Here is a 24,254-nt window from a genome sequence, read left to right as displayed (position 1 = left end):
AGACAGCTCCACTAGACCCGGAGGTTCTCCCCTTCCACAAGACCAAAAGCGTCACCAACGTCATGACCAAGTACAGCTAGCGGGTGAGTTCGAGGATGACGCTGCGGTGCGTGCGGATGGTGCGGCCGCTCTCCACGAAGCCGAGCTGGTGCAGCTCGGTGAGACCCCAGAAGTCCTGGCCCGTCTCGGGGTCGGCCACCTCGATCAGCCACACGCGCTCGACGCCGTCGAACCTCCCGCGCTCGGCGGCCTGTGTCACCGAGTAGGCGCGGTCCCCCCACCAGTCGTTGCGATAGTAGGGCGAGCGCAGGGTGGCATCCCGCAGCCCCTCGAACCCCGCCGGGTAGGTGCGCATCGCGAGCCGTGGCCGCTGCGACGGTTTCGCGGCCTGGTCGAACACGACCGCGTCGCCCGGCCCGGCGTTGGCCGCCATGACGGCGCTCACCTCGGCCCAGTCGCTGTCGTTCTTGGCGTACGGTCCACGCTGCAGCACGTAGACGGGGGCGCACAGCGCCACGAAGACGAGCGTCGCGCCGGCGGTCGCGGCCACGGTGCGCCGCGCGTCGCCCCCGAGCATCCGGCCGACCACGAGGATGCCCTCGGCGATCAGTAGGGCGGCGGCCGGCGCGGCGAAGGTGGAGTACCGGCCCGTGTACATCGGGTAGGCGAGGTTCACGAGCAGCATCAGCCCGGTCGGCAGGAAGAGCCACGCCGATGCGACGAGCCGAGTGGATGCGGCGCGCGGCCCGGTCCACGCACGCAGCCCTGCCGGGGCTGGCGGCACGGACGCGCGCTGCCGCCAGGCGCGCCAGGCCGGCCAGAGCGCCACCCCGATCAGCGCCCAGGCGGGCACGGCGACCCACGGCATCCCGAACCAGAGGAAGTAGTACCAGATCGACGGGTCGTCGGGGGTGGCGCCCAGGTAGGCGATCTGCCCGCGCTCGAGGTAGGCGAGCACGGCCAGCGGGAGGACCGTCACGACGCATCCCGCAGCGCAGAGCGCCCAGGCGCGCAGGGTGGAACGGGAGGCGCGGATCGCGAGGAGCACCGCCGCATGCGCCACGAGCAGGGTCGCGACGTAGAGGAAGAGGTACGACGAGACCGCCATGCCGACCGCGTACAGCAGCCAGGCGAGGCGGCGGCGGGCGGGCGGAAGGCGCGTGCCGCCGCCGTCGACCAGCCAGAGCAGGAGCAGGGTGAGCCAGGCGGCGGCCGCCGCGGTGAAGGCGTAGGAGCGCGCCTCCTCGCCCGCGTACGTCAGCCGCGGAAGCACTGCGGCGACGATCCCCGCCACGACTGCCGCGCGCGCTCCGCCGCGGCGCCCGGCGAGCAGCGTGACGGCCGCGACCGCGGCGCCGACGGCCAGGGCGCTCGGCAGGCGCAGGGCGAACGGGCTCTCGCCCGCCACGCGGATCCAGCCGTGCATGAGCAGGTAGTAGAGGCCGTGGACGGCATCCACGTGGGACAGCATCCCGAGCAGGCTGCCGACCGGCCGCTTCGCGGAGAGCAGGGTCGTCGCCTCGTCGCCCCAGAGCGAGGGCACCCAGCTGGCGGCGGCGCACAACACGGTGGCGAGCAGTCCGAAAGCGAGCGCGATCGTCCACGGCCGAACCGCGCGCAGCGGTTGGCCCGCCCGGATGTCCGGTTCGGCGAGGACGGTCATATCAACAGTTCGTAGGCGTCCGACGGGAACGCATCCCAGCCAATCAGACAACCCTGGGCGACGCGTGGACGAGCACTACGGAAACTCACATCCCCTCCCGGTCGCCGGGCGTACCGGATCCCGGGCGACCCAGCCGGAGCCGGGCGCCCGGGATCCGCCCCACACACGCCGGGAACACGGGGCGGACGGATCCGCCGCGTCACGTCCAGCGCGCTCGATCCAACGCTAGGCGTGCCGGACCTGCAGCGGCAGGGGATGACGGTTGCGTGGCCCGGTGGTATCCGCCGGGCCGCCGGAATTCGCCGGGCCGGCGGTCAGACCTCGCCCCGGCGGGCGCCCGCCCACAGGTCGACCCCGGTCTCGACGGCGTGCTCGTCGACCGCGGCGAGCTCCTCCGACGTGAACGCGAGGTTGCCCAGGGCCGCCACGTTCTGCTCCAGCTGATCGACGCGGCTCGCGCCGATGACGAGCGAGGTGACGCGCTCGTCCCGCAGCGCCCACGCCAGCGCCAGCTGGGCGAGAGTCTGCCCGCGCTGCTCCGCGATCCCGTTCAGCGCGCGCAGGCGCTCGACCGCCTCGTCCGTCAGCCAACCGGAGTCGAACGAGTCTCCCGCGGTCGCCCGCGAGCCCTCGGGGATGCCGTTCAGGTACTTGTCCGTCAGCATGCCCTGGGCGAGCGGGGTGAAGCCGATCACGCCGACCCCGAGCTCGTCGGTGGCGTCGAGCAGTCCCTCGTCCTCGATCCAGCGGTTCAGCATGTTGTACGACGGCTGGTGGATGAGGAGCGGCGTGCCGAGCTCGCGCAGGATCTCGGCCGCACGCCGGGTCTCCTCCGCGCTGTACGACGAGATGCCGACGTACAGCGCCTTGCCCGAGCGCACCGCGGTGTCGAGCGCCTGCATGGTCTCCTCGAGCGGCGTGGAGGAGTCGGGCCGGTGGGAGTAGAAGATGTCGACGTAGTCGAGCCCGAGCCGGCTCAGCGACTGGTCGAGGCTCGCCAGCATGTACTTGCGCCCGCCGCCGCCCTGACCGTACGGGCCGGGCCACATGTCCCACCCCGCCTTGCTCGAGATGACGAGCTCGTCGCGGTACGGCCGCAGGTCCTCCTTCAGGAGGCGGCCGAAGTTCGTCTCGGCCGAGCCGTAGGGCGGACCGTAGTTGTTCGCGAGGTCGAAGTGGGTGATGCCCAGGTCGAACGCGCGCCGCACGATCGCGCGCTGCGTCTCGAACGGGCGGTCGTCGCCGAAGTTGTGCCACAGTCCGAGTGAGAGGGCGGGCAGGTCGAGTCCGCTGCGCCCGGTGCGGCGGTAGATCATCTGGTCGTAGCGGGAGGGGTTCGGAACGTAGGCCATTCCCTCACCTTCGTACGCGCGCGGCGAGAAGTCCAACCACTGCTGCGGATGCGATTCATCGCCCGCACTGCTCGATGAGCCGCACAGATGGAACGGCGGCCGCGCTCGAGGAGCACGGCCGCCGTTCGGTTCGGGGGAGTGGGTCAGGTACGGTTCGCGCCGCGCCGCATCCACCCGACGATCGCGGTGATCACGAAGAACACCAGACCGAGGATGGCCAGCCAGAGCAGACCCTTGATGGCGAACCCCAGGATGGCGAGGATCGCCCAGACCACGAGCAGGATGACGATGAGAGCTATCATGCGTCCATCAGACCCCCACGCTCCTCCCAGGTCAACGCCAGGCGGGGGCCTTGTGCGCGCGGCCCATTCGTGACATGCCCGGTCAGCGCACCGGCAGCTTGGTGTCGTCCTGGTGGTACAGGAAGTCCTCCAGCGCGTACGGCTTGTGCTGGATGGCCGCGGCGACCGCGAGCTGCCCGATGACCGTCTCCACCACCGCCCGCTCGAAGACGCCCAGCCCCGCGGGGAGCGTTACGACCGTCAGGTTCGCGTGCCCGGCTCCGGGGACGCTCGCCGGGTCGGCGGAGGTCACGAGCACCACCGGCACACCCGCCTCCAGCACGGAGGACGGGATGCTGAGCTCGCGTCCGTCTCCGAAGACGACGAGGGCGTCGTCGGCGGAGAGCACCTCCATCGGTCCGTGCAGGTACTGGAACGTCTCGAACGCGGTGCTCGGCGTGCGCAGCCCCTCGCGCACCATCAGCGAGAGCTCCGACGCGGCGGTCAGGGACCCGCCGCGGCCGACGACGTCGATCGTCGTCGCGGCGGCCAGCACGCGGCCGATGGTCTCGGCGACCTCGGCGTAGTCGCGCAGCGCCTCGGCCGCGCGCGACGGGATGCGGGCCCCCTCCCCGGCCGCATCCAGCGCCCCGACGCCGTCGAGCAGCAGCGCGTAGGCGAGGATCGTCGCCGTGAACCCGCTCGTGTAGACGGGCGAGTCGGGGAATCCGCCCAGGCCGAGTACCGCATCCACCTCGTCCTTGATCGGCTGCTCGGGGAAGTTGCTGATGCCGATGCGCGAGCCGGCCGTCACGGTGCGGGCGGCCGCGAGCGGCTCCGGGCTGCGGCCGGACTCGGACACGACGATGGTGTGGTCGGCGCCGACGACCGCGAGGCCGTCGGCCACGTCGGACGCGACGTACGGCACTGCGACGCGGCCGGCCGCGGCGAGTGCGGCCACCAGGGTGTGCGCCGAGTTGAGCGACGCGCCCATGGCCAGCAGGGCGACGCTGTCGCCGGCGCCCCAGCGGGGGAGGGACGCCGCGGCGAGGTCGCGCAGCACGGTCTCCCGGGCGAGGTCGAGGTTCTCGGGCTGTGCGCGCATCGCGTCGACGAACGAGGCTTTCGGTTCCATGAGGCTCCTTGCTAGAGGGGATCGGGTGGTCGGTGGGTCAGCCCTTGACGGCGCCGGCGGCCATGCCGCTGACGACGTAGCGCTGGAAGATCATCGCCACGATGATCGGCGGGAGGGCCGCGAGGATGCCGCCCGCGGCCACCAGGCCGAAGTCGGTGGTGTACCGGCCGGCGAACTCGCTGATGGCGACGGGGAGGGTCTTCGCGGCGTTGGACGAGGTGAAGATCAGCGCGTACATGAACTCGTCCCAGGCCAGCAGGAACGCGAACATGATCGCCGCGAAGATGCCCGGCCGGGCGGCCGGCAGCACCACGCGGAAGAGCGCGCCGAGACGCGTGTTGCCGTCGATCCTGGCCGCCTCCTCGAGCTCCTCCGGGATGGTGAGGAAGTAGTTGCTGAGGATCCACAGCACGAACGGCACCACGAGCGAGCAGTCGACGATGATCAGGCCGATCACCGAGTCCAGCAGCCCCAGCGAGTTCAGGATGAGGTACAGCGGGATGAGCAGCGCGATCTGCGGCAGCATGTAGGTCGCCAGGAAGAGGATGAGCACCGCCTGGCGGAACCGGAACCGCAGCCGCGCGAAGGCGTACGCGCCGAGGATGCCGACGATCATCGACAGGGCGACCGTGCCCACCGCGACGATGGTCGTGTTGGCGAGCGCCGCGCGGAACGTCGCGCCGACGCTCTCGGCGCCTCCCCGGAAGATGAGCTCGTACCGGCTCCAGTCGAGCGTGTCCGGGATCCACTGCAGCGGAGTGGAGATCAGGATGCGCTGCGGCGTCACGCTGGCGATCACCATCCACCCGAAAGGCAGCAGGATGATCACGGAGACGAAGAGCGCGGCCAGGTGGATGAGGGTCGAGTTGCGGGTGGTGCGTTTCACAGCAGGCTCATCTCGGATCGGCGCAGCATGCGCAGGTAGATGAAGGTCAGCACGAGGATGACCAGCACGATGATGTACGAGAGCGCGGCGCCCATCCCGAAGTTCTGGTCCGAGAAGGCGGTCGTGTAGGCGTAGTAGGCGATGGTCTGCGTGCCGTTGACCGGTCCGCCGCGGGTCATCGCGTAGACGATGTCGAACACCTTGAACGCCTCCACCGTCCGCAGTACCAGCACGATGGAGATCGACGGCACCAGCATCGGCAGCACGATGGTGCGGAAGATGCGCGGCCAGCTGGCCCGGTCGACCTTCGCCGCCTCGTACAGCTCCTCGGGGATGGACGTGAGCCCGGCGAGCAGGAAGAACGCCACCAGCGGGGTCGTCTTCCAGACGTCGGCGATGATCACCATGTTGAGCGCGAGGGTCGGGTCGCCGAGCCACGCCTGGTACTGGTCGATGATGCCGAGCTGGGTGAGGGCGGCGTTCAGCGCGCCGTACTGGGCGTTGAAGATGCCCTTCCACATCGCCGCGTTCACGATGGTCGGGATCGCCCAGGGGATGATCACGATCGCCCGGAACAGCCAGCGCGCCCGCAGCTTCGCGTTGAGGAGGCCGGCGACGATGAGGCCGAACACCAGCTCCAGCGCGGTCGACACCAGGGTGAAGTACAGCGTGCGTCCCATCGCCGCCCAGAAGCCCGGCGCGGTGAGGGTGTGGATGTAGTTCTGCAGCCCGACGAACGGGGTGTCGGTCGCCAGCGCCGAGTTCACCTCGAAGAACGAGATGAGGAGGGTGCGGAGGATCGGGTAGACGATCACCCCGAACACCGCCGCCGCGGCGGGGAGCAGCAGCCAGAAGGCGAGCCTGCCCTGGTTGTCGCGCTTGCGGCGCTCCCGGCGGCCCCGCGTGGCGGGAGCCCGCTGCTCCGTCTCGACGCCGGCGACCGACACGCCGCTCATCCCTGGGACTCGTTCGCGGCCTTGACCGCGTCGTCGAGGGCCTGCTGGGGGCTCTTCTTGCCGAGCAGCGCGTTCTGGATCTCGACCTGCAGCGCCTGCGACACCGTGTTGTAGTCGGGCACCGGCGGGCGGAGGATCATCGAGTCGTACGCCTTGCCGGCGGCCGCGAAGACCTCCGGGTTCGACTTCGTGATCTCCGGCTTCGTGTAGCTCGCCTTCCAGTTCGTCATCGACGACTTGGTGTACTTGTCCTGCGTGGATTCGCTGGTCAGGTACTCGATGAGCTTCCACGCCGCGGCCTGGTGCTTCGACTTGGCGCCGATGGAGAGCGCCATCGAGCCGTTCACGCCCGGGTTGTCGCCGCTGGGACCGGCCGGCGGCTCCGTGACGGCGACCTGGCCGACGACCTTCGAGATCGACGGGTCGTTCTGGTCGCGGAACGTCGACTCCCAGTTGAGCTCCATCGCCGTCTTGCCGGCCGCCATGGACTTGTCGGTGTCGTCCTCGAGGAAGGTCGTCGACGCCGGGTCGGTGAGACCGTCGTCGATCGACTTCTTCATGAACTCGAGCGCCTGCACGCCCGCGCCCTTGTTGATGTCGAGCTTGCCGCGGGAGTCGGTGAACTGGCCGCCGTAGGCGCCGAGCATCACCGCGTAGTCGCAGATCAGAGCCTCCGCCTGCGCCCAGCTCCAGGCGAGCGGGTACTGCACGACGCCCGCATCCTTCAGCTTCTTGGCGACCGCGAGCACGCCGTCCCACGTCTTCACGTCGTCGGGGCCGGCGCCCACCTTGGCGAGCATGTCCTTGTTGTAGAAGAACAGCTTGGTGGACGGGCCCCACGGCACGCCGTAGTACTTGCCCTTGTACTCGGCGCTGGAGAGCGCGCCGCCGAGCATGTCCTGCTTCCAGCTGGCCGGGAACTTGCTCGTCACGTCGGTGATGATGCCCTTCGACGCGAACTCCGCCGGCCAGATGACGTCCGACAGCACGACGTCGTACGTGCCCGCGGGGGCCGAGGTCACGATCTTGTCGTGCAGTGCCTCGTAGGCGACGAACGTGGGCTTGACGGTGATCTTCGGGTTCTTGGCCTCGAAGTCCTTGATCATCGTGTTGATGTCCGACTCCGAGTAGCCCGCCTGCTTCATGAACAGGGCGTTGATGGTCCCGGTGCCGTCGCCCTCGCCTCCGGACGAGCTGCCCGCGCCGGTCACGCTGCACGCGCTGAGGGCGAGCGCAGCGGTCGTCGCGAGCCCGAGGGCCGCGAGCGCGCGCCGGCGCGTCGTGGATGTGGTTCTCATGACTTCCTCCGTGTGTGTGTTGGTGCGAAGGGGACGACGGTGGCCGCCTCCGTGAGCCGCCGGGCGAGCGCGAGGGCGCCGCGCACCGGGGCGACATCCAGCAGGTGGATGGAGTGGGTGAGCCCGCGGGCGCGCAGGCGCTCGCCGAGGGCGTCGAAGAGCCGCGGCTGGTGGCTGACCACGCCGCCGGCGCAGACGACGTCGTCGCCTGCGGCGCCGCGCTGGTGCACGAGCTCGACGCTGCGGGCGAGCTCGTCGGCGGCGTTCTCGATCACGCGCGCCGCGCGGACGCTGCCCGCGTCGGCCGCGGCGAAGACGAGCGGTGCCGCCGCGCCCCAGGCGGTGACCCGGGGGCGGACGGTGAGGGCGTTGGAGAGGCCGACGATCTCGTCCACGCCGAAGTGGGCGTACAGCGCGTCGGCCAGAACGTCGCGCGGCTCGTCCTCGTCCACGGCGTCGAAGAGGGTGCGGACCGCGTCGCGCACCAGGGCGGGCGCGCTGCCGGGGTCGTTGAGGATGTAGCCGTAGCCACCCGCGCTCACCAGCGTCCCGTCGACGCGACGGCCGACGACCTTGCTGCCGGTGCCGGCGATGACGGCGATGGCCTCGTCGAAGCCGGCGGCCGGTCCGACCAGCTCCACGTCGTTCACCGCGAGGGCGGGGCCGCCGTGGAGGGCGGCGAGAGTCTCGGAGAAGGCGAGTGTCTGCGCCTCGCTGTCGAGGCCGTGGGCGCCGACGACGAGCGGGGCGCTGTCCGCTCCGGGCACGGCATCCAGCAGCGCCAGGAGGCTGCGGACGTTGTCCTCCGAGTGGAGGTGGCCCCCGTGCAGCCAGTCGGCGGTCTTGACCGACTGGTCGAGGAGCGCGGCGCCGGCGTCGTCCTCGACGCACACGTGCGTCTTGGTGCCGCCGATGTCGATTCCGACGATCACGTCTGCTCCTCTGTGTCGCGAAGTGGCTCTTCTTTCCTATCGGAGTGAGAAGAAGTTGCGATAAACCTAGGGTGCATCGCAGAGGCGTGTCAAGCATTCCGGGTCGAGATTCGTGAGGAATGGTCGTTATGCGCCGCCGAAAGCGACCATTCGTGACGAATCCTCGGGGTCAGGAGGCGCGGAAAGCGACCATTCGTGACGAATGGTCGCGTCAGAAGGCGAGGTACGCGAAGCCGTTGACCTCCGCGGCGGCCAGCTCCGCCGCGCCGAGCAGCACGGCATCCTCGCGGTGGGTCGCCGGCTCGATGCGCGGGACGCGGATGATCCGGCCGCGCAGCCGCTCCTGGATGCCCGGGATGACCGTGTCGGCACTGCCCACGAAGCTGCTGCCCACGACCACCAGCTCGGGGTCGAGCACGATCACCAGCGCGGCGACGGCGATCGCCACCATGTCGAGGATCTCGTCCGCGAGCTCCTGCGCGTCGGCGTTGCCGTCGCGCGCCAGCTCGAACACGTCCTCGGCGGTCAGCGACCCGGACGCCGGGATGGGCATCCCGCGCTCGCGGGCGCGCTGCGTCAGGGCGAGGGAGCCGATGCGGTCCTCCAGGTCGCCGCGCGCGTCGTACGAGCGCTCGAGCGACGACCGCTCCATGAGCAGGTAGCCGATCTCGCCCGCCTCCGCGCGCGCCCCGCGGTGCAGCTCGCCGTTCGCCACGATGCCGGCACCGAGGCCGTTCTCGAGGAAGAGCGCCACCAGGCTCGACAGGCCGCGCCCGGCGCCCGCATGGAGTTCGCCGTACGCAAGCGCGTTCGCGTCGTTCTCGACGACGACCGGCAGGTGCGTGCGCTCGCGCAGCAGGGCGCCGAACGGGACGCCCGTCCAGCCGAACTCGGGCATCGTGCCGACCACGCCGTCCGGCTGCTGCACCACCCCGGGCACGGCGATCCCGACCGCCAGGCACGGCGTCCCCATCGAGTCCGCGGTCGCGATCAGGTCGTCGAAGAGACGGAACACCTTGCGCAGCTGCTTGTCCTGGTCGCTTGCCCCGGCACCGCCGCGTGCGCCGTCCGTGGCCGCATCCTCCGCCTGGCGCTGCCCGAGCGCGACCGACCGCCGGAACACGACCTTGCCGTCGAAGTCGACCAGGATGCCGGTCACCGTATCCGCCCGAAGCTGGATCGCGGCGACCAGCCGCGAGCCGCCCGCGTAGCGCAGCAGCACCGACGGCCGGCCCCCGGTCGACGGTTCCTGCCCCGCGGCGACGACCAGCCCGTCCTCGATGAGGGAGGCGGTGAGCCGGTTGATGGTCGCCGGGCTGAGACCGGTCTTGGCGCCGAGCTGCTGCCGCGACAGTGCCCCCGATTCGCGCAGCGCCTCGATGATGGCCGTCTGGTTGACGCGCGCCAGGGTGCTCGTGGTCGCCGTCGCCCGCGTCCGTTTCGCCACCGGCGCCTCCTGAAGCTCACCGCTCACGCGGGGTCGCCCCGCGCGACCTGGGAGAACTTTACTATCGCTGTGGATGGATGTGGCCACTCCCGTTCAGGGTCAGCATAGCGGCGCACCGGAAGTGACCCGCTGTGGGGGCACTCGGACTGGGGCGAGCACGCCGCGGAAGCGGGGGCCTACCGTGGGCGGCATGTTCCGGTTCCCTCGTGCAACGAGCCGGCGGCGGCCCGACCCCGCCGTCGGCTCGTTGCTGGCCGGCGCCATGGCCGGCGGGATCCTCGACATCTACGGCCACACCGTCACGTATGCGGCCGAGGACCTCGTCTTCGTCGAGCGGCTGTTCATCGACCTGCGCACGGAGGACGGCTTCGTCGGCGACGAGTTCACCGTGCAGAGCCTCGGCTGCCTGATCGGCGAGATCCTGGTGCGGACGGACGGCGGCCACTGGAGCGCCGCGGCGCGTCGCCGTGGCGCCCCCGCGGACGCCGGCCTCGAGGTCGTGCTGCCGAACGGCCGGGCGGTGAACCCCATCCGCGCGGCCTACGACTGCGCGGACCGCGGCGCCGACTCCTCCGTCATCCGCTTCCGGCAGCTCGCGCTCGCATCCTGACCTGAATCGCCGCGCGCCGCGGTCGAACACTACGGTTTTTGACGCCGCGGGTCGCATCCCCGTCGCCCTGCTGCCACAGTATGCGGATGAGCTTCGGACCGGCACGTTCCCTGGAGCAGCTGTTCGCGACCAGGTCGAGCATCAAGTGGCGCCGCTACCCGGCGGACGTCCTGCCTGTCTTCGTGGCCGAGATGGACTTCGACGTCGAGCCGGCCATCCTCGACCGCGTCGCCGAGACGCTCCGTCACTCGGACACCGGCTACCTCGACTCGGCCGGTCCGCTGGCCACCGCGTTCGCACGGTTCGCCGACGCGCAGTGGGGCTGGCACGTCGAGCCGGCGACGGTCCACCTGGCGACGGATGTGACGGTCGGCGTCGTCGAGGCGCTGCGGCTGGCGCTGCCCGAGGTGGGCGGACGGGTCGTGCTGACGCCGCCGGTGTACCCGCCGTTCTTCGAGATGGTGGAGGAGGCGGATGCCGTCGCCGTCACCGTGCCGCTGCTCGAGGAGCAGGACTGGTCGCTCGACCTGGACGGCATCGAGCGGGCGTTCGCGGCCGGGGCGGACGCGCTGTTGCTGTGCAACCCGCAGAATCCGACCGGGCGATGTCACAGCCGTGAGGTCCTGGAGGCGCTCGCCCGCCTCGCCGCCCGCTACGGGGTGTTCGTCGTCAGCGACGAGGTGCACGCGCCGCTCGCCCATCCCGGAGCCGTCTTCACCCCCTTCGCGCCGGTCGCCCGCGCCGTCGGCGCCCGCTCGGTGACGGTCACCTCCGCTAGCAAGGCCTGGAACCTGGCCGGGCTCAAGTGCGCGGTCGTCGTCGCCGCCGACGACTGGTCGGCCGAGCTGCTCACCGCGCTGCCGGAGGAGCTGGCCGCGCGCACAAGCATCCTGGGCCTGCACGCCAACATCGCCGCCCTCTCGTGCGTGGGCTGGCGCGACGATCTCGTCGAGCTGCTGGTCTCGAACGTGGAGCTGCTGGAGGCGGAGCTCGCCGCCCGGGCGCCGGCCGTGCGCGTCATCCGCCCCGACGCCGGGTACCTCGTCTGGCTGGACTTCCGCGACGCCGGCCTCGGCGACGACCCCGCCCGCGTGCTGATCGACCGGGGGCGCGTCGCGCTCAACTCCGGCCTCGCGTTCGGTGAGCCCGGGCGCGGGTTCGCCCGCATCAACCTGGCCTGCAACCCGTCGACCGTGGTGGAGGCGGTGCGCCGCATCGCCGCGACGGCGGCGGCGGCGCAGCCCGCGGGGGCTCTGGCGGGCTGAGACTCGCCGGCTGAACCGTCTCTGGAACGAAGGAGAACCGGTGCCGAATCTCCTTCGTTAGGCGGTGCGGCGGGAGTTTCGGCCGCGATTCGTTCGAATCTCCGACGCTCGCGCCGGGTGAAGTCAGGCGGCGCCGGCGGCGGACAGGCCGCGGGCGAGGTCGTCGAGGATGTCGCGCGGGCTCTCCAGCCCGATCGAGAGGCGGATGAGGCCCGGCGTGATGCCCGCCTCCGCCTGCTCCTCGGCGGTCAGCTTCGCGTGGATGGTGCTGCCGAGGTGGATGGCGAGCGTGCGCACGTCTCCGATGTGCGTCATGGGCGAGATCAGCTCCAGCGCGTCGATGAAGCGGCGCGCCGCATCCCGTCCCCCGGCTAGGTCGATGGAGACGATGGATCCGGCCCCGAGCGGCAGGTAGCGCTGCGCCCGCTCGTAGAAGGGGTTGGAGGCGAGGCCGGGGTAGTGCACCCGAGCGACCTCGGGCCGACCCTCCAGCCAGGTGGCGACGGTTCCCGCGGTGGCGACGTGCCGGTCCATCCGCACCGACAGCGTCTCGATACCGTGCAGCAGCAGGAAGCTGCTCGTCGGCGGCACGGTCGGCCCGTACTCGAGCACGATGACGCTGCGGAGGTACGCCAGGTACGCCCCGGCGCCGAACCGCGCCGCGAACGAGGGCACGCCGGGCCGCGGCTCCTCCGTCAGCTGCGGGAACCGCGCGGGCTGGGCCGCCCAGTCGAAGCTGCCGGCGTCGACGATCGCCCCGCCGATCACGGACGCGTGCCCGGAGAGCCACTTCGAGGTCGAGTGGATGACGATGTCCGCGCCGTCCTCGATGGGCCGCCAGAGGTAGGGGGTCGGGACGGTGTTGTCCACCACCAGGGGCACCCCGCCCGCGTGGGCGAGCCGCGCGAGCCGCTCGATGTCGACGACCTGGCCGAGCGGGTTGGGCAGCGTCTCGGTGTAGACGGCCTTCGTGTTCGGGCGGATGCGCGACGCCCACTCGGCGTCGTCCGCGTCGTCGGGCACGTACTCGAAGGCGATGCCCTGCCGGGCGAGCACGCCGCGGAACATCTCGCGCGTCCCCTCGTACAGCGACCTTGTGGCCAGGATGTGGTCACCGCTGGCCGCGAGGGCGCTCAGCGCCGAGGCGATCGCCGCCTGCCCGCTCGCCACGACGATCCCGTCCACGCCGCCCTCGAGGTCCGCGATCCGGCGTCCGGCGACCGCGTTCGTCGGGTTGTCGTTGCGCGAGTACGCCCGGTACGCGCTGCGCCCGGCGAACCGCTCCTCGCCGTCGTCGAAGCCGTCGAAGACGTAGGCCGCCGTCTGGTAGATCGGCGTCACCCGGGAGCGGGTGTCGGAGTCGATCACGGCTCCGGCGTGGATCTGGCGGGTCTCGAAGTCGAGCGGTCGGGAGCGTGCGTCCGGCATGGGGTCACTGTAGTGACAGTGCGCGAAGGCTGCCAGGCGATGTTGCGCCGTGCGACGCCGCCCGCTCCTCGAGCAGCGACTTCGCCGCACGCCAGGCCGACGTCATCTTCCCGGCGCACAGCGCCTTCGACGACGCAGCGCGTTCGCCGACGACATCCGTCAGCGCACGCTGAAGGCCGGGCCATCCGCGACGCAGGAGATTCGGCCGAATCCCGGCCGAATCTCCCGCAGGACTGCCCATCGAAGGAGAATCGACCCCCGATCTCCTTCGATAGGCGCCTACGCCGGCAGGTCGAGGACGAAGGTGAGCAGCTCCAGCTCGCGGCCGTCGGGCAGCGTGATGACCTCCTCGCGCTCGGAGCGGCGGGTGAAGCCGAGCTTCGTGTAGAGGGCGTGCGCGCCCAGCATGTCGGGGCCGCTGTTCAGCACGACCGCGCGGTCGCCGCGTTGCGCCGCCTGCTCGATAGCGAACCGGGTGAGCGCTGCACCGACGCCGCGCCCGCGGGCCGACGGGTGCGTCGCGAGCAGCCGGAAGTAGAGCTCGCCCGGGCGGATGTGGCCCTCGAAGTCCTCGCCCTGCCGCAGCAGCGCGATCGTGCCGACCAGCTCGCCGGTGTCCGCGTCCTCGGCCACGAATACGTCGAACGCGTCGACCAACGCCTCGGGATGCTTCAGCTCGTTGCGGTAGTGCGCCGGCAGGTCGTCGTAGTCGTGGGTGTACGCGGCGTGCGTCAGCTCGCCGATGGCGGGATACTCGGACGCTTCGGCGGGGCGGATGCGGATCGTGGAGGCGCTCACGGTGTCGGTCATGGTGATCCCATCCTCGCAGCACGGGACCTCCGCATTCACTTCCGCAGGTCCTCGGCGAACATGACGATGATGCCGCTCGGCCCCCGGACGTAGCTCAGCTTGTAGACGTCCCGGTAGGTGGCCACGCCTCGCAGCGGGAAGCATCCGTGCCGCGCCGCCACGGCCAGCGCCTCGTCGATGTCGTCCACCTGGAACGCGACGCGGTGCATCCCGATCTCGTTGGGCAGCGTCGGCTCGGTTTCGATCGCCTCGGGGTGGATGTACTCGAACAGTTCGAGCTGTCCTCGCCCGTCGGGGGTCTGCAGCATCGCGATGCGCGCGTGGTTGCCGTCGAGGCCCACGGCGGTGTCCGTCCACTCGCCGCTGACCGTGTCCCGGCCGACCACGGTCAGCCCGAGGTCGGTGAAGAACGCGATCGTCTCTTCGAGGTCGCGGACGGCGATGCCGACGTTCTCGAGGGTGATGGCCATGTGCTGGATGCTACCGAGCCACCCGGCGCGAGTCACGCCCCGTCACGCCTCGGCGGAGCCGGTCTGGTTGAACAGGTAGTAGACGCTCAGCACCGCGAAACCGACGAGCATCGCGGGGGCGTAGATGACGCCGACCACGGTGAGCAGCGGGTAGAGCACCGTGCCGACGCCGAACCGGAGCAGCGCCGACCGCCGGCCCGTGGCGTCCATCGCGCCGGAGCGCTGGGCCAGCAGCGTGATGCGCGCGTACAAGAACGTGAACGCGATGGCGAACCCGGTCGACGCGCCGCCGTAGAGCACGGCGGCGACGCGGATGTCGGCCGCGCTGCCGTCCGCGAGCGCTCCGGCCAGCGTGGCGGTCGTGAAGGGGATGGTGGTGACGACCATCAGCAGAATGAGGTTCCAGAACTGCAGCACCCGGTCGATGGACGTGACCATGCGGAAGATCGAGTGATGGTTGACCCAGATCACGCCGATCACCAGGAAGCTGACGATGTAGGCGGCGAACGACGGCCAGGCGGCAGCGAGCTGGTCGAGCAGGCTCTCGCCGTTCCCGGGCTCGAGGTGCAGGTCGAGCACGAGCAGCGTGATGGCGACGGCGAGCACCCCGTCGCTGAACGCCTCCAGTCGCATCTTGGGCATGGCGCCTCAGGCGGACTCGCGCCAGACGATCGGGGTGTCGAGCACGAGGCCGCCGGCGCTGGTGTCCCCGGTGCGGATCTGCTCCAGCACGGCCTCGGCGGCGGCCTGCCCCAGGCCCTCGGCGGGCTGGTGCACGGTCGAGAGGGGCGGAGTCGTGCGGGTCGCCCACGAGCTGTCGTCGAAGCCGACCAGGCCGACGTCGCGGGGGATCGAGCGGCCGGCCTCGAGCAGCGTCTGCATGGCACCGGCGGCGACCGCGTCGGAGGCGGCGACCACGCCGTCGATGTCGGGGGCGCGCTCGAGCAGGGTGCGCATCCCGGCGGCGCCGTCGTTGAACGAGTACAGCGGCACCGGGACCACCAGCTCGGGGTCGTAGGCGATCCCGAGCGCCTCGCGGAAGCCGGCCAGGCGGTCGGCGCCGGAGTCGCGGTCGAGGGCGGCGGCGATCATGCCGATCCGGCGGCGGCCGGTGTCCATGAGGCGGCGGGTGATGGAGGCGGCGGCGCCGCGGTTGTCGATGCCGATGTACGGGGCGGTGATGCCCGGTGGGTGGCCGACGAAGGCGGCGGGGAGGCCGAGCCGCTCGATCACGGACAGGATGGGGTCGCGGTCGCGCGCCGAGACGACGATCGCGCCGTCGACGAAGCCTCCGCTGAGGTAGCGGGAGACCCGGTCGGTGTCGCGGTCGGAGTCCACGATCAGGCACACCATCTGGTAGTCGCGGGCCGAGAGCGCGGCGTTCGCGCCGAGCATGATGACGCCGATGTTGGGGTCTTCGAGGAACACCGAGTGCGGCTCGTGGACGATGAAGCCGACCGCCTGCGTGCGCTGCCGGACGAGACTCTGCGCGGCCGTGTTCGGCGTATAGCCGACCTTGCGGATGGCCGCCTCGATCGCCCGCCGCGCTTCGCTCGAGACGTAGTGGCCGCCGTTCACGTAGCGCGAGACCGTGCCGCGGGAGACGCCCGCCTCGAGCGCCACATCCATCACGGTGGCCCGGCGGCGCGGTTCGGTCATGCTCGAAGTCTAGGGGATGCGGAGCTTGACAGCCGGGATTGGATCTGCTTAGTCTGTGCACGTTCACAGTCCCGCCGATCCTCCTCTAGGGTGAACCGGACTGTGCACGTTCCCACATGTATGACCGGGACGATTGCACCTCGATGTGTGCACGTTCACAGAATGGCAAAGGAGCCGCGGTGCTCATCCCCGACGCAGACGGCATGATCCTCGGGTGCGACTACAACCCCGAGCAATGGGATCGCGCCGTGTGGCACGAGGACATCGCCCTGATGCGCGAGCTCGGCGTCGGGCTCGTCGCAATCAACATCTTCGGCTGGGCGCAGGTCAACCCGGCGAAGGGGGAGTGGGACTTCGCAGGGCTCGACGAGATCATCGAGCTGCTGCACGCGGCAGGCATCCGGGTGAACCTCGGGACGGCCACCTCGTCCACACCCGCCTGGCTCACCACCCTCCACCCCGAGCTCCTGCCCGTCGCCGCCGACGGCACGCGCCGCTTCCCGGGCGGACGTCAGGCCTTCTGCCCGAGCTCCCCGGTCTACCGCCGCTACGCGCTCGGCCTCGTGGAGCGCATCGCCGAGCGCTACGGCCACCACCCCGCGGTCGCGCTCTGGCATGTGTCGAACGAGCTCGGCTGCCACAACGCGCTCTGCTACTGCGACGTGAGCGCCGCGTCCTTCCGCGAGTGGCTGCGCCAGCGCTACCAGACGATCGAGCGGCTCAACGAGGCGTGGGGCACGGCGTTCTGGAGCCAGCGGTACGGGCAGTGGGACGAGATCCTGCCGCCGCGCACCACACTGTCCACGCGCAACCCGGCCCAGGTCGTCGACTTCCACCGCTTCTCGTCCGACACCCTGCTCGACCACTTCCGCGCCGAGGCCGAGGTCATCCGCCGGCACAGCGACCTGCCGGTCACGACGAACCTGATGAACGCGGCGCACATCCAGAACATGGACTACTGGAGCTGGACGGGCGACCTCGACATCATCGCGAACGACCACTACCTCGACGACCGCCTCGAGGACCCGACCACCGAGCTGGCCTTCGCCGCCGACCTGACCCGCGGGCTCGCGGGCGGCCGTCCGTGGATGCTGATGGAGACCTCGACCGGAGCCGTGAACTGGCAGCCGGTCAACCTGGCCAAGGCGCCGGGCCAGCTGCTGCGCAACGCGCTCACCCATGTGGCGCGCGGCGCCGACGCGATCTGCTTCTTCCAGTGGCGGGCGTCCGTCCGCGGCTCGGAGAAGTTCCACTCGGCTCTGCTGCCGCACGCCGGCACCGACTCGGCCACCTGGCGGGAGGCGCAGGAGCTGTCTCACGCGCTGCGCAACCTCACCGAGGTCGTCGGCACGACGGTCCACGCGGATGCCGCCATCGTCTTCTCGTGGCAGGCCTGGTGGGCGGCGAACGGCGAGAACCTGCCGAGCGAGGGCGTGCGCTACCTGGAGCAGGTGCACGCGGCGTACCGCGCGCTGCGCGCCGCCGGCATCACGGTCGACGTCGTCGCGCCGGGCGCCGACCTCGGCGGCTACCGCCTGGTCGCCGTGCCCGCCCTCTACTCCCTCCGGGAGGAGGACGCGGCGACCCTGCACGACTACGTCGAGCAGGGCGGCCACCTCTTCGTCTCCTTCTTCAGCGGCATCGTCGACGAGGAGCAGGCGGTCGTCACGGGCGGCTACCCGGGCCTGCTGCGCGACGTGCTCGGCGTGCGGATGGACGAGTTCGCGCCTCTCGCCCCCGGCGACCGGGTGCGGCTCGCCTCGGGCCGCACCGGGACCGTGTGGAGCGAGCGGGGCCGCGCGACCTCCGCCACGGTGGTCGACGCCTTCGCCGAGGGCCCCGCCGCCGGCAGCCCCGCGATCACGCGCAACGCCCTGGGGCGCGGCGTGGCCTGGTACGTCGCGACGGAGCTCGACCAGCTCGACCTCGACGACCTCGTCCGAGAAGCCCTCGACGGCGCCGGCGTCGCCCCCTCGCCGCCGGCGCCGCCGAGCTCGACGTCACCCGCCGCATCGGCGAGGACGGCGTCTCGTTCCTCTTCGCCGTGAACCACGGCGACCACGACATCGAGCTCGCATCGACCGGCACCGACCTGGTGACGGGCGACCGCTTCGACGCGAGCGTCGTCGTGCCCGCGGGCGGCGTCCGTGTCATCAGAGAGGACGCCGTGCCCGTCCTCGTCCCCGCCGGCGACAGCCGGACCAGCAGAGAGGATGCGTCATGACCGTGACGTCCGCCACCCCGCGGGCCGACACCATCCAGCGCCCGACCCGTCGCATCAGGACCCCGCACAAGCGCGCGATCCTCGCCCTGGTCGCACCGTTCCTGGTGCTGTTCGCCCTGTTCTACGCGCTTCCCGTCGGCTACGCCGTCTGGGAGTCGCTGCTCGTCGTGCAGCGCGACGGCACCTTCGGCCCGGCGACGGAGGTGTTCGGTGGCCTGCAGCAGTACGCGCTGGTGTTCCAGGACCAGGCGTTCTGGACCTCCGTCGGCCGCGTGCTCCTGTTCGGCGTCGTGCAGGTGCCCGTCATGCTGGGCCTCGCCCTGGTGTTCGCGCTGCTGCTCGACTCGCCGCTGATCCGGGGCAAGCGCTTCTTCCGGCTGGCCTACTTCGTGCCGTACGCCGTGCCCGGCGTCATCGCGGCCATCATGTGGGGCTTCCTGTTCTCGCCGAACCTGTCGCCGTTCTCGGCGCTCACCAAGGCCGTGCCGTTCCTCGGCGCCGACCTCGTGCTCTGGTCGATCGCCAATGTCGTCACCTGGGTCTACGTCGGCTACAACATGCTGATCATCTACTCGGCGCTCCTCGCGGTGCCGCAGGAGATCTACGAGGCCGCGCGTCTCGACGGGGCCGGCCAGTTCCGGATGGCGTGGTCGATCAAGATCCCGATCGTGCGTCCCGCGATCCTCCTGACCGCCGTGTTCTCGATCATCGGCACGCTGCAGCTGCTCGCCGAGCCGCAGGTCTTCGCCTCGTTCAGCTCCGCGGTCACCAGCACGTACACGCCGAACATGACGATCTACGCGACCAGCTCGCTCCCGAACTACAACCTCGCCGCCGCGTTCAGCGTCGTGCTCGCGCTGGCGACCTTCGTCCTCTCGTTCACCTTCCTCAAGGTGACGCAGCGAAAGGGGCAGGACGCATGACCGCCGAGACGCTCATCCCCGTCCCGACCGGAGCCCGCGCCGAGCGGGAGGTGCGCCGTCGCCGTCGTCGCGGGCAGGGGACCGCCCCGCGCCAGAGCGCAGTGTCGCGCACGGTCGCCATGACGGTGATGGTGCTGTTCACCCTGTACACGCTCATCCCGCTGTGGTGGCTCGTCGTCGCCTCCAGCAAGTCCCGCGGCCAGCTGCTCACGACGAACGGGCTGTGGTTCGCCGACTTCAACCTGTTCAAGAACATCGGCGACATGCTCGCCTACGGCGACGGGATCTTCGGGCGCTGGATGCTGAACAGCATCCTGTACGCGGGCGTCGGCGGCTTCTTCGCGACGCTGCTCGCCGGGATGTGCGGCTACGCGCTCGCCAAGTACCGGTTCCGCGGCCGCGAGAGCATCTTCAACGTCGTCCTCGGCGGCGTGCTCGTCCCGGCGACCGCGCTGGCCCTTCCGCTGTTCCTGCTGTTCAGCAAGGTGCAGTTGACGGACACCATCTGGGCGGTGCTGCTCCCGTCGATCGTCAGCCCGTTCGGCGTCTACCTCAGCCGCATCTTCGCGGCGGCGAGCGTGCCGGACGAGCTCATCGAGGCCGCCCGCCTCGACGGCTCCGGCGAGCTGCGCACCTTCTTCACCATCGCGGTGCGGCTGATGACGCCGGCGCTCGTGACGGTGTTCCTGTTCCAGTTCGTCGCGATCTGGAACAACTTCTTCCTGCCGCTGATCATGCTGCGCTCGACCGAGCTGTTCCCGGTCACCTACGGCCTCTACACGTGGAACACGCAGATCAACCAGGTGCCCGAGCTGCGCACGTTCGTGCTGTCCGGCGCCTTCCTGTCCATCATCCCGCTCGTCGTCACCTTCCTGCTCCTCCAGCGCTACTGGCGGAACGGGCTGGGCTCCGGCTCGCTCAAGTAGCCGCGGCGAACGACCCCACCGACTCCCGGCGCCGAAGCCGGGTGAATCACACCGAGAGAAGGATCACAATGCGATACCCGAAGAGAATCGCCGTCCTCGCCGCCGTCGCGATGAGCGCCGCGGTCGCCCTGGCCGGCTGCTCCTCGTCTTCGTCGTCGTCGGGTTCCGGCGACAGCGCGGCCGCCTGCAAGCCGTCCGGCGGCAAGGTCACGCTCGACTTCACCACCTGGGTCCCGGGGATGGCGGATGTCGTCAAGCTCTGGAACCAGAAGAACCCGGACATCCAGGTGAAGGTGCAGGAGGGCCCGAACGGGAACAACGGCACCTACAAGAACTTCTTCAACGAGGTGAAGGCGGGCAACGCCCCCGACCTCGGCCAGGTCGAGTACGACGCGCTGCCGAACTTCCGCGTGCAGAACGCGCTGGAAGACCTCAGCGCCTGCTCCGCCGTCGTGAAGGCGAAGGACCAGTTCGTCGACTGGACCTGGAACCAGGTGTCGCTCGGCTCCGACAAGTCGGTCTACGGCATCCCGCAGGACTCCGGCCCCATGGCGATGTTCTACCGCAAGGACCTCTTCGAGAAGAACGGCATCGCGATCCCGAAGACGTGGGACGAGTACAAGGAGGCCGCGAAGAAGATCCGCGCTCTCGGCGGCTACATCACCAACTTCTCGCAGACCGACATCAACCAGTTCGCCGGCTTCGTCTGGCAGGCCGGCGGCCAGTGGTTCGCCAACGATGGCAAGACCTGGGACGTGAACCTGACCGGCAGCGAGTCCACGAAGGTCGCCGACTACTGGAACGGCATGATCAAGGACGGCCTCGTCTCGACCGTTCCGGCGTGGACCGACGAGTGGAACAACGCCTACAACTCGGGCAAGGCGTGGACGTGGAACTCCGCGGTGTGGGGCGCCAACTCGATCTCGTCCGGCGCTCCGGACACGGCGGGCGACTGGGCGGTCGCGCCCTCCCCGCAGTGGTCCGCGGGCGACACCGCCGCCGGTGACTGGGGCGGCAGCTCCGTCGTCGCCTTCACCGGCTCGAAGCACCTCTACGAGTCGACCAAGTTCGCCCTCTGGCTGAACACGTCGTCGGAGGCGCTCACCGCTCTGAACAAGGCCGCGAACCTGTACCCGGCCACGAAGGACGGCCTGAAGCTGCCCGCGCTGCAGGACGGCGTCGCGTTCTACGGCGGCCAGAAGATCTACGACGTCTTCGCGAAGGCCTCCTCGCAGGTCAAGCCGGACTTCACCTGGGGCCCGACCATGACGCAGACGTACGCGGATGTGGCGGACGGCTTCAAGGGCGCGGTCAGCGGCAGCGGCACCCTGACCGACGCGCTGAAGGCGGCGCAGGAGTCGACGGTCAAGGCACTCAAGGCGCAGTCCATCCCGGTCAAGGGCTGACGCGCACAGCACGACGACAATGGACGGGGCAGGCGGTTCGCCTGCCCCGTCCGCATGCGAGAAGGAGATCCGGTGTCCCTCGAGAGCATCCATCTGACGGCGGGCGGCGTGAGCGTGCTCCTCGACGTGTCGCAGGAGCGGCTTCCCGCGGTCGCCCACTGGGGCGCCGCACTGGGGGAGCTGACCGCGGCGGATGCGCGCGCGATCGTGGCCGCGGGCGCCCGCCCCGTGGTGCCGAACACGCCGGATGTTCCGGTGAGGCTCTCCCTGCTGCCGGAGCAGCACACGGGGTGGCTCGGCCGGCCGGGGCTGAGCGGCAACCGTGACGACGGCGGCGCGTGGTCGCCGTGGTTCCGCGTGACGGAGGTGACGGAGGTCGACGCCGGCGTTATCGACCCGGCCGACGGGCTGGTGACGGTGCCGGGCGGCGCGGTCCGCATCCTGGCCCGCGATGACGTCGCGCAGCTGGAGCTCGCCCTCGACGTGGACCTCTCGGCGGCGGGCGTGCTCCGCCTCGCAGCGGAGCTCACCAACCGCGGCGACCTGTACCGGCTGGAGGACCTCTCCCTCGCCCTGCCGGTGCCGCCTCGGGCGCGGGAGCTGCTCGACTTCGCGGGACGCTGGGGCAAGGAGCGCACGCCGCAGCGGACGGCACTGACCGTCGGCGCCCACGTGCGCGAGGGCCGCCGCGGTCGCACGGGAGCCGACGCCGCGACGCTGCTCGCCGCGGGCGAGCCCGGCTTCGGCTTCGCCCGGGGCGAGGTCTGGGGCGTGCACGTCGGCTTCAGCGGCGACCACCGGCACTACGCCGAGCGGCTCTCCGCCGGCGACCAGGTCATCGGCGGCGGCGAACTGCTGCTGCCGGGCGAGGTCGTGCTCGCCCGGGGCGAGAGCTACCGGACGCCGTGGCTGTTCGCCGTCTACGGCGACGGGCTCGACGACCAGGCGGGCCGGCTGCACCGGCACCTGCGGGACCGGCCGCAGCATCCCCGTCGCCCGCGCCCGGTGACCCTCAACGTGTGGGAGGCGGTCTACTTCGACCACGACCTGGCGAAGCTCACCGCCCTCGCCGACCGCGCCGCCGACCTCGGGGTCGAGCGGTACGTGCTCGACGACGGCTGGTTCCGCCACCGGCGCGACGACCACGCCGGCCTGGGCGACTGGTATGTCGACGAGACCGTGTGGCCCGACGGGCTCACCCCGCTGATCGATCACGTCCGTTCGCTCGGCATGGAGTTCGGCCTGTGGTTCGAGCCCGAGATGGTGAACCCCGACTCCGACCTGGCGCGGGCGCATCCCGAGTGGATCCTGCAGACCGGCGGTCGGCTCCCGGTGGAGTCGCGGCACCAGCAGGTGCTCGACCTCGGCCTCCCCGAGGCGTACGGGTACGTGCGCGACCGGATGGTCGACATCCTCGCGAACAACGACATCGCCTCCATCAAGTGGGACCACAACCGCGACCTGGTGGATGCGGGGTCCGCTCCCAATGGCCGTCCCGGCGTGCACGAGCAGACGCTCGCCGTCTACCGACTGATGGATGAGCTCAAGCAGCGCTTCCCGCAGCTGGAGATCGAATCGTGCAGCTCGGGCGGCGCCCGCGTCGACCTCGGGATCGTCGAGCGCACCGACCGCGTGTGGGTCTCCGACTGCATCGACCCGCTCGAGCGCCAGGGCATGATGCGCTGGACGCAGCAGCTGCTGCCGCCCGAACTGCTCGGCGCGCACATCGCCTCCGGCCGGTCGCACACGACGCATCGCGTGCACACGCTCGCCTTCCGGGCCGCGACGGCGCTGTTCGGTCATCTCGGCATCGAGTGGGACCTCACCGGGGCGACGGAGGCGGAGCTCCGCCAGCTGCGCGAGTGGATCGCGTACTACCGGGCGAACCGCGACCTCCTGCACAGCGGCGACCTGGTGCGGATGGACGAGGTCGACCCGTCGCTGCTGATCGGCGGTGTCGTCGCCCCCGACCGCAGCCGGGCGCTGTTCTCGCTCGCCTACGTGAGCCGCTCCGACGTGGCGCCGATCGGGCGGATCACCATGCGGGGCCTGGCCGCCGACCGCCGCTACCGCGTGCGGCTGCTCGGCCTGGGCTCTCCCCGCGGCGAGGCGGCAGCACCCGCGTGGGCGGCGGACCCGGACGGCGTCATCCTGTCCGGGGCAGCGCTCGCGCGAGCCGGCGTCGAGTCACCGGTCTCCTATCCCGATACCGTCTGGCTCGTGGAGGCGGTCGCCGTCGGCTCCTAGATGCCCCACTCGTCGAACTCGTCGTGGGCGGGCGCCGCAGTCTCGACGGTAGCGGCGCCGGCGACCTGACGCTCCTCCGACGGCAGCTCGTCGATGAAGACCGCCGAGCCGGGGCTGATCAGGGCCTGCACGGTCTGGTCTCTGACGTGCATCGGCACGAAGGCCCCTCCGGACTGCACGGCCGTCGTGATGCGCGCACGGATCTGGGCGATGTCGTTCTCGGGGGCCGTGAAACGGCGACCGGCGATCGTGATGAGGTAGTTCGGCATGGGTCTCTCCGTCCCCCCGGGAGAAGACTAACTCGTTCGACGGCGTATAGCTGGAGAAGCTAGCCAA

The 24,254-nt window shown here is 70.7% G+C and carries 23 protein-coding genes; 8 read left to right on the top strand and 15 right to left on the bottom strand.

From position 1 onward, the window contains the following. Positions 1-76: 76 nt before the first annotated feature. From ACQ86M_RS12550 to ACQ86M_RS12510, 9 genes are all read right to left on the bottom strand, one after another. On the bottom strand, positions 77-1,663 hold the full coding sequence (locus tag ACQ86M_RS12550; protein ID WP_431245693.1) for a hypothetical protein: 1,587 nt from the start codon (positions 1,661-1,663) through the stop codon (positions 77-79). Positions 1,664-1,977: 314 nt separating this feature from the next. After that, complete coding sequence (mgrA, locus tag ACQ86M_RS12545) at positions 1,978-3,015, bottom strand: L-glyceraldehyde 3-phosphate reductase (protein ID WP_431245692.1); 1,038 nt, start codon at positions 3,013-3,015, stop codon at positions 1,978-1,980. Between the two features lie 143 nt (positions 3,016-3,158). Beyond that, on the bottom strand, positions 3,159-3,317 hold the full coding sequence (locus ACQ86M_RS12540; protein ID WP_431219003.1) for a hypothetical protein: 159 nt from the start codon (positions 3,315-3,317) through the stop codon (positions 3,159-3,161). 82 nt (positions 3,318-3,399) lie between these two features. After that, entirely contained in the window at positions 3,400-4,431 is a 1,032-nt protein-coding gene (locus ACQ86M_RS12535; protein ID WP_431245691.1) for an SIS domain-containing protein, read from the bottom strand. Between the two features lie 37 nt (positions 4,432-4,468). Further along, positions 4,469-5,317, bottom strand: coding sequence for a carbohydrate ABC transporter permease (locus ACQ86M_RS12530; RefSeq protein WP_431245690.1), 849 nt, complete (start codon positions 5,315-5,317; stop codon positions 4,469-4,471). Next, a complete protein-coding gene (locus tag ACQ86M_RS12525) occupies positions 5,314-6,273 on the bottom strand; it encodes a carbohydrate ABC transporter permease (RefSeq protein ID WP_431245689.1) in 960 nt (319 codons plus the stop codon). Before ACQ86M_RS12525 ends, ACQ86M_RS12530 begins: the two co-directional genes overlap by 4 nt. Next, on the bottom strand, positions 6,270-7,571 hold the full coding sequence (locus ACQ86M_RS12520) for an extracellular solute-binding protein (RefSeq protein ID WP_431245688.1): 1,302 nt from the start codon (positions 7,569-7,571) through the stop codon (positions 6,270-6,272). Before ACQ86M_RS12520 ends, ACQ86M_RS12525 begins: the two co-directional genes overlap by 4 nt. Next, the gene (locus tag ACQ86M_RS12515) at positions 7,568-8,503 is read right to left on the bottom strand and encodes an N-acetylglucosamine kinase (RefSeq protein ID WP_431245687.1); all 936 of its coding nucleotides are present in this window, start codon (positions 8,501-8,503) and stop codon (positions 7,568-7,570) included. The genes ACQ86M_RS12520 and ACQ86M_RS12515 overlap by 4 nt, the downstream gene beginning before the upstream one ends. A 211-nt stretch (positions 8,504-8,714) precedes the next feature. Further along, entirely contained in the window at positions 8,715-9,950 is a 1,236-nt protein-coding gene (locus tag ACQ86M_RS12510) for an ROK family transcriptional regulator (RefSeq protein ID WP_431245686.1), read from the bottom strand. Positions 9,951-10,140: 190 nt separating this feature from the next. On the opposite strand from ACQ86M_RS12510, the gene ACQ86M_RS12505 reads away from it, so the two are divergent. Together ACQ86M_RS12505 and ACQ86M_RS12500 are read left to right on the top strand one after the other, a co-directional pair. Beyond that, entirely contained in the window at positions 10,141-10,560 is a 420-nt protein-coding gene (locus tag ACQ86M_RS12505; RefSeq protein WP_431245685.1) for a hypothetical protein, read from the top strand. Between the two features lie 86 nt (positions 10,561-10,646). Beyond that, positions 10,647-11,825 (top strand): MalY/PatB family protein, encoded by a 1,179-nt coding sequence (locus ACQ86M_RS12500; RefSeq protein ID WP_431245684.1) that lies wholly within the window; start codon positions 10,647-10,649, stop codon positions 11,823-11,825. A gap of 123 nt (positions 11,826-11,948) precedes the next feature. On the opposite strand, the gene ACQ86M_RS12495 is transcribed toward ACQ86M_RS12500, so the two are convergent. The 5 genes from ACQ86M_RS12495 to ACQ86M_RS12475 all read right to left on the bottom strand — a co-directional run bounded on the left by ACQ86M_RS12495 (position 11,949) and on the right by ACQ86M_RS12475 (position 16,192). Continuing rightward, a complete protein-coding gene (locus ACQ86M_RS12495) occupies positions 11,949-13,253 on the bottom strand; it encodes an O-acetylhomoserine aminocarboxypropyltransferase/cysteine synthase family protein (protein ID WP_431245683.1) in 1,305 nt (434 codons plus the stop codon). 279 nt (positions 13,254-13,532) lie between these two features. Beyond that, positions 13,533-14,063: a GNAT family N-acetyltransferase gene (locus tag ACQ86M_RS12490; protein WP_431245682.1), complete on the bottom strand. Its 531-nt coding sequence runs from the start codon at positions 14,061-14,063 to the stop codon at positions 13,533-13,535. 35 nt (positions 14,064-14,098) lie between these two features. After that, complete coding sequence (locus ACQ86M_RS12485; RefSeq protein ID WP_431218982.1) at positions 14,099-14,533, bottom strand: VOC family protein; 435 nt, start codon at positions 14,531-14,533, stop codon at positions 14,099-14,101. Between the two features lie 42 nt (positions 14,534-14,575). Beyond that, entirely contained in the window at positions 14,576-15,175 is a 600-nt protein-coding gene (locus tag ACQ86M_RS12480; protein WP_431245681.1) for a TMEM175 family protein, read from the bottom strand. 6 nt (positions 15,176-15,181) lie between these two features. Further along, on the bottom strand, positions 15,182-16,192 hold the full coding sequence (locus tag ACQ86M_RS12475) for a LacI family DNA-binding transcriptional regulator (RefSeq protein WP_431218980.1): 1,011 nt from the start codon (positions 16,190-16,192) through the stop codon (positions 15,182-15,184). A gap of 179 nt (positions 16,193-16,371) precedes the next feature. Between ACQ86M_RS12475 and ACQ86M_RS12470 the strand changes: the two genes are divergently transcribed. The 6 genes from ACQ86M_RS12470 (at position 16,372) to ACQ86M_RS12445 (ending at position 23,918) form a co-directional block, all read left to right on the top strand. Further along, positions 16,372-18,240 carry a beta-galactosidase gene (locus ACQ86M_RS12470; protein WP_431245680.1) on the top strand — a complete coding sequence of 623 codons (1,869 nt, stop codon included), beginning with the start codon at positions 16,372-16,374 and terminating at the stop codon, positions 18,238-18,240. Continuing rightward, positions 18,237-18,416 (top strand): Beta-galactosidase C-terminal domain, encoded by a 180-nt coding sequence (locus ACQ86M_RS12465; protein WP_431245679.1) that lies wholly within the window; start codon positions 18,237-18,239, stop codon positions 18,414-18,416. Before ACQ86M_RS12470 ends, ACQ86M_RS12465 begins: the two co-directional genes overlap by 4 nt. Further along, positions 18,413-19,339, top strand: coding sequence for a carbohydrate ABC transporter permease (locus ACQ86M_RS12460; RefSeq protein WP_431245678.1), 927 nt, complete (start codon positions 18,413-18,415; stop codon positions 19,337-19,339). Before ACQ86M_RS12465 ends, ACQ86M_RS12460 begins: the two co-directional genes overlap by 4 nt. Continuing rightward, a complete protein-coding gene (locus ACQ86M_RS12455; protein WP_431218979.1) occupies positions 19,336-20,265 on the top strand; it encodes a carbohydrate ABC transporter permease in 930 nt (309 codons plus the stop codon). The genes ACQ86M_RS12460 and ACQ86M_RS12455 overlap by 4 nt, the downstream gene beginning before the upstream one ends. 68 nt (positions 20,266-20,333) lie before the next feature. Beyond that, on the top strand, positions 20,334-21,671 hold the full coding sequence (locus tag ACQ86M_RS12450) for an ABC transporter substrate-binding protein (RefSeq protein WP_431245677.1): 1,338 nt from the start codon (positions 20,334-20,336) through the stop codon (positions 21,669-21,671). A gap of 54 nt (positions 21,672-21,725) precedes the next feature. After that, positions 21,726-23,918, top strand: a complete 2,193-nt coding sequence (locus ACQ86M_RS12445; protein WP_431245676.1) for an alpha-galactosidase — start codon at positions 21,726-21,728, stop codon at positions 23,916-23,918. Here ACQ86M_RS12445 and ACQ86M_RS12440 read toward each other — a convergent pair. Then, on the bottom strand, positions 23,915-24,187 hold the full coding sequence (locus tag ACQ86M_RS12440; RefSeq protein ID WP_431218976.1) for a hypothetical protein: 273 nt from the start codon (positions 24,185-24,187) through the stop codon (positions 23,915-23,917). The two genes, ACQ86M_RS12445 and ACQ86M_RS12440, sit on opposite strands and share 4 nt — an antisense overlap. Positions 24,188-24,254 lie beyond the last annotated feature (67 nt).

Origin of the sequence: Leifsonia xyli subsp. cynodontis, assembly GCF_050632205.1 — a bacterium.
Taxonomy (GTDB): domain Bacteria; phylum Actinomycetota; class Actinomycetes; order Actinomycetales; family Microbacteriaceae; genus Leifsonia; species Leifsonia xyli_D.
Note: the sequence above shows the minus strand (reverse complement) of the source record. Positions and strands in the feature narration are given on the sequence as shown.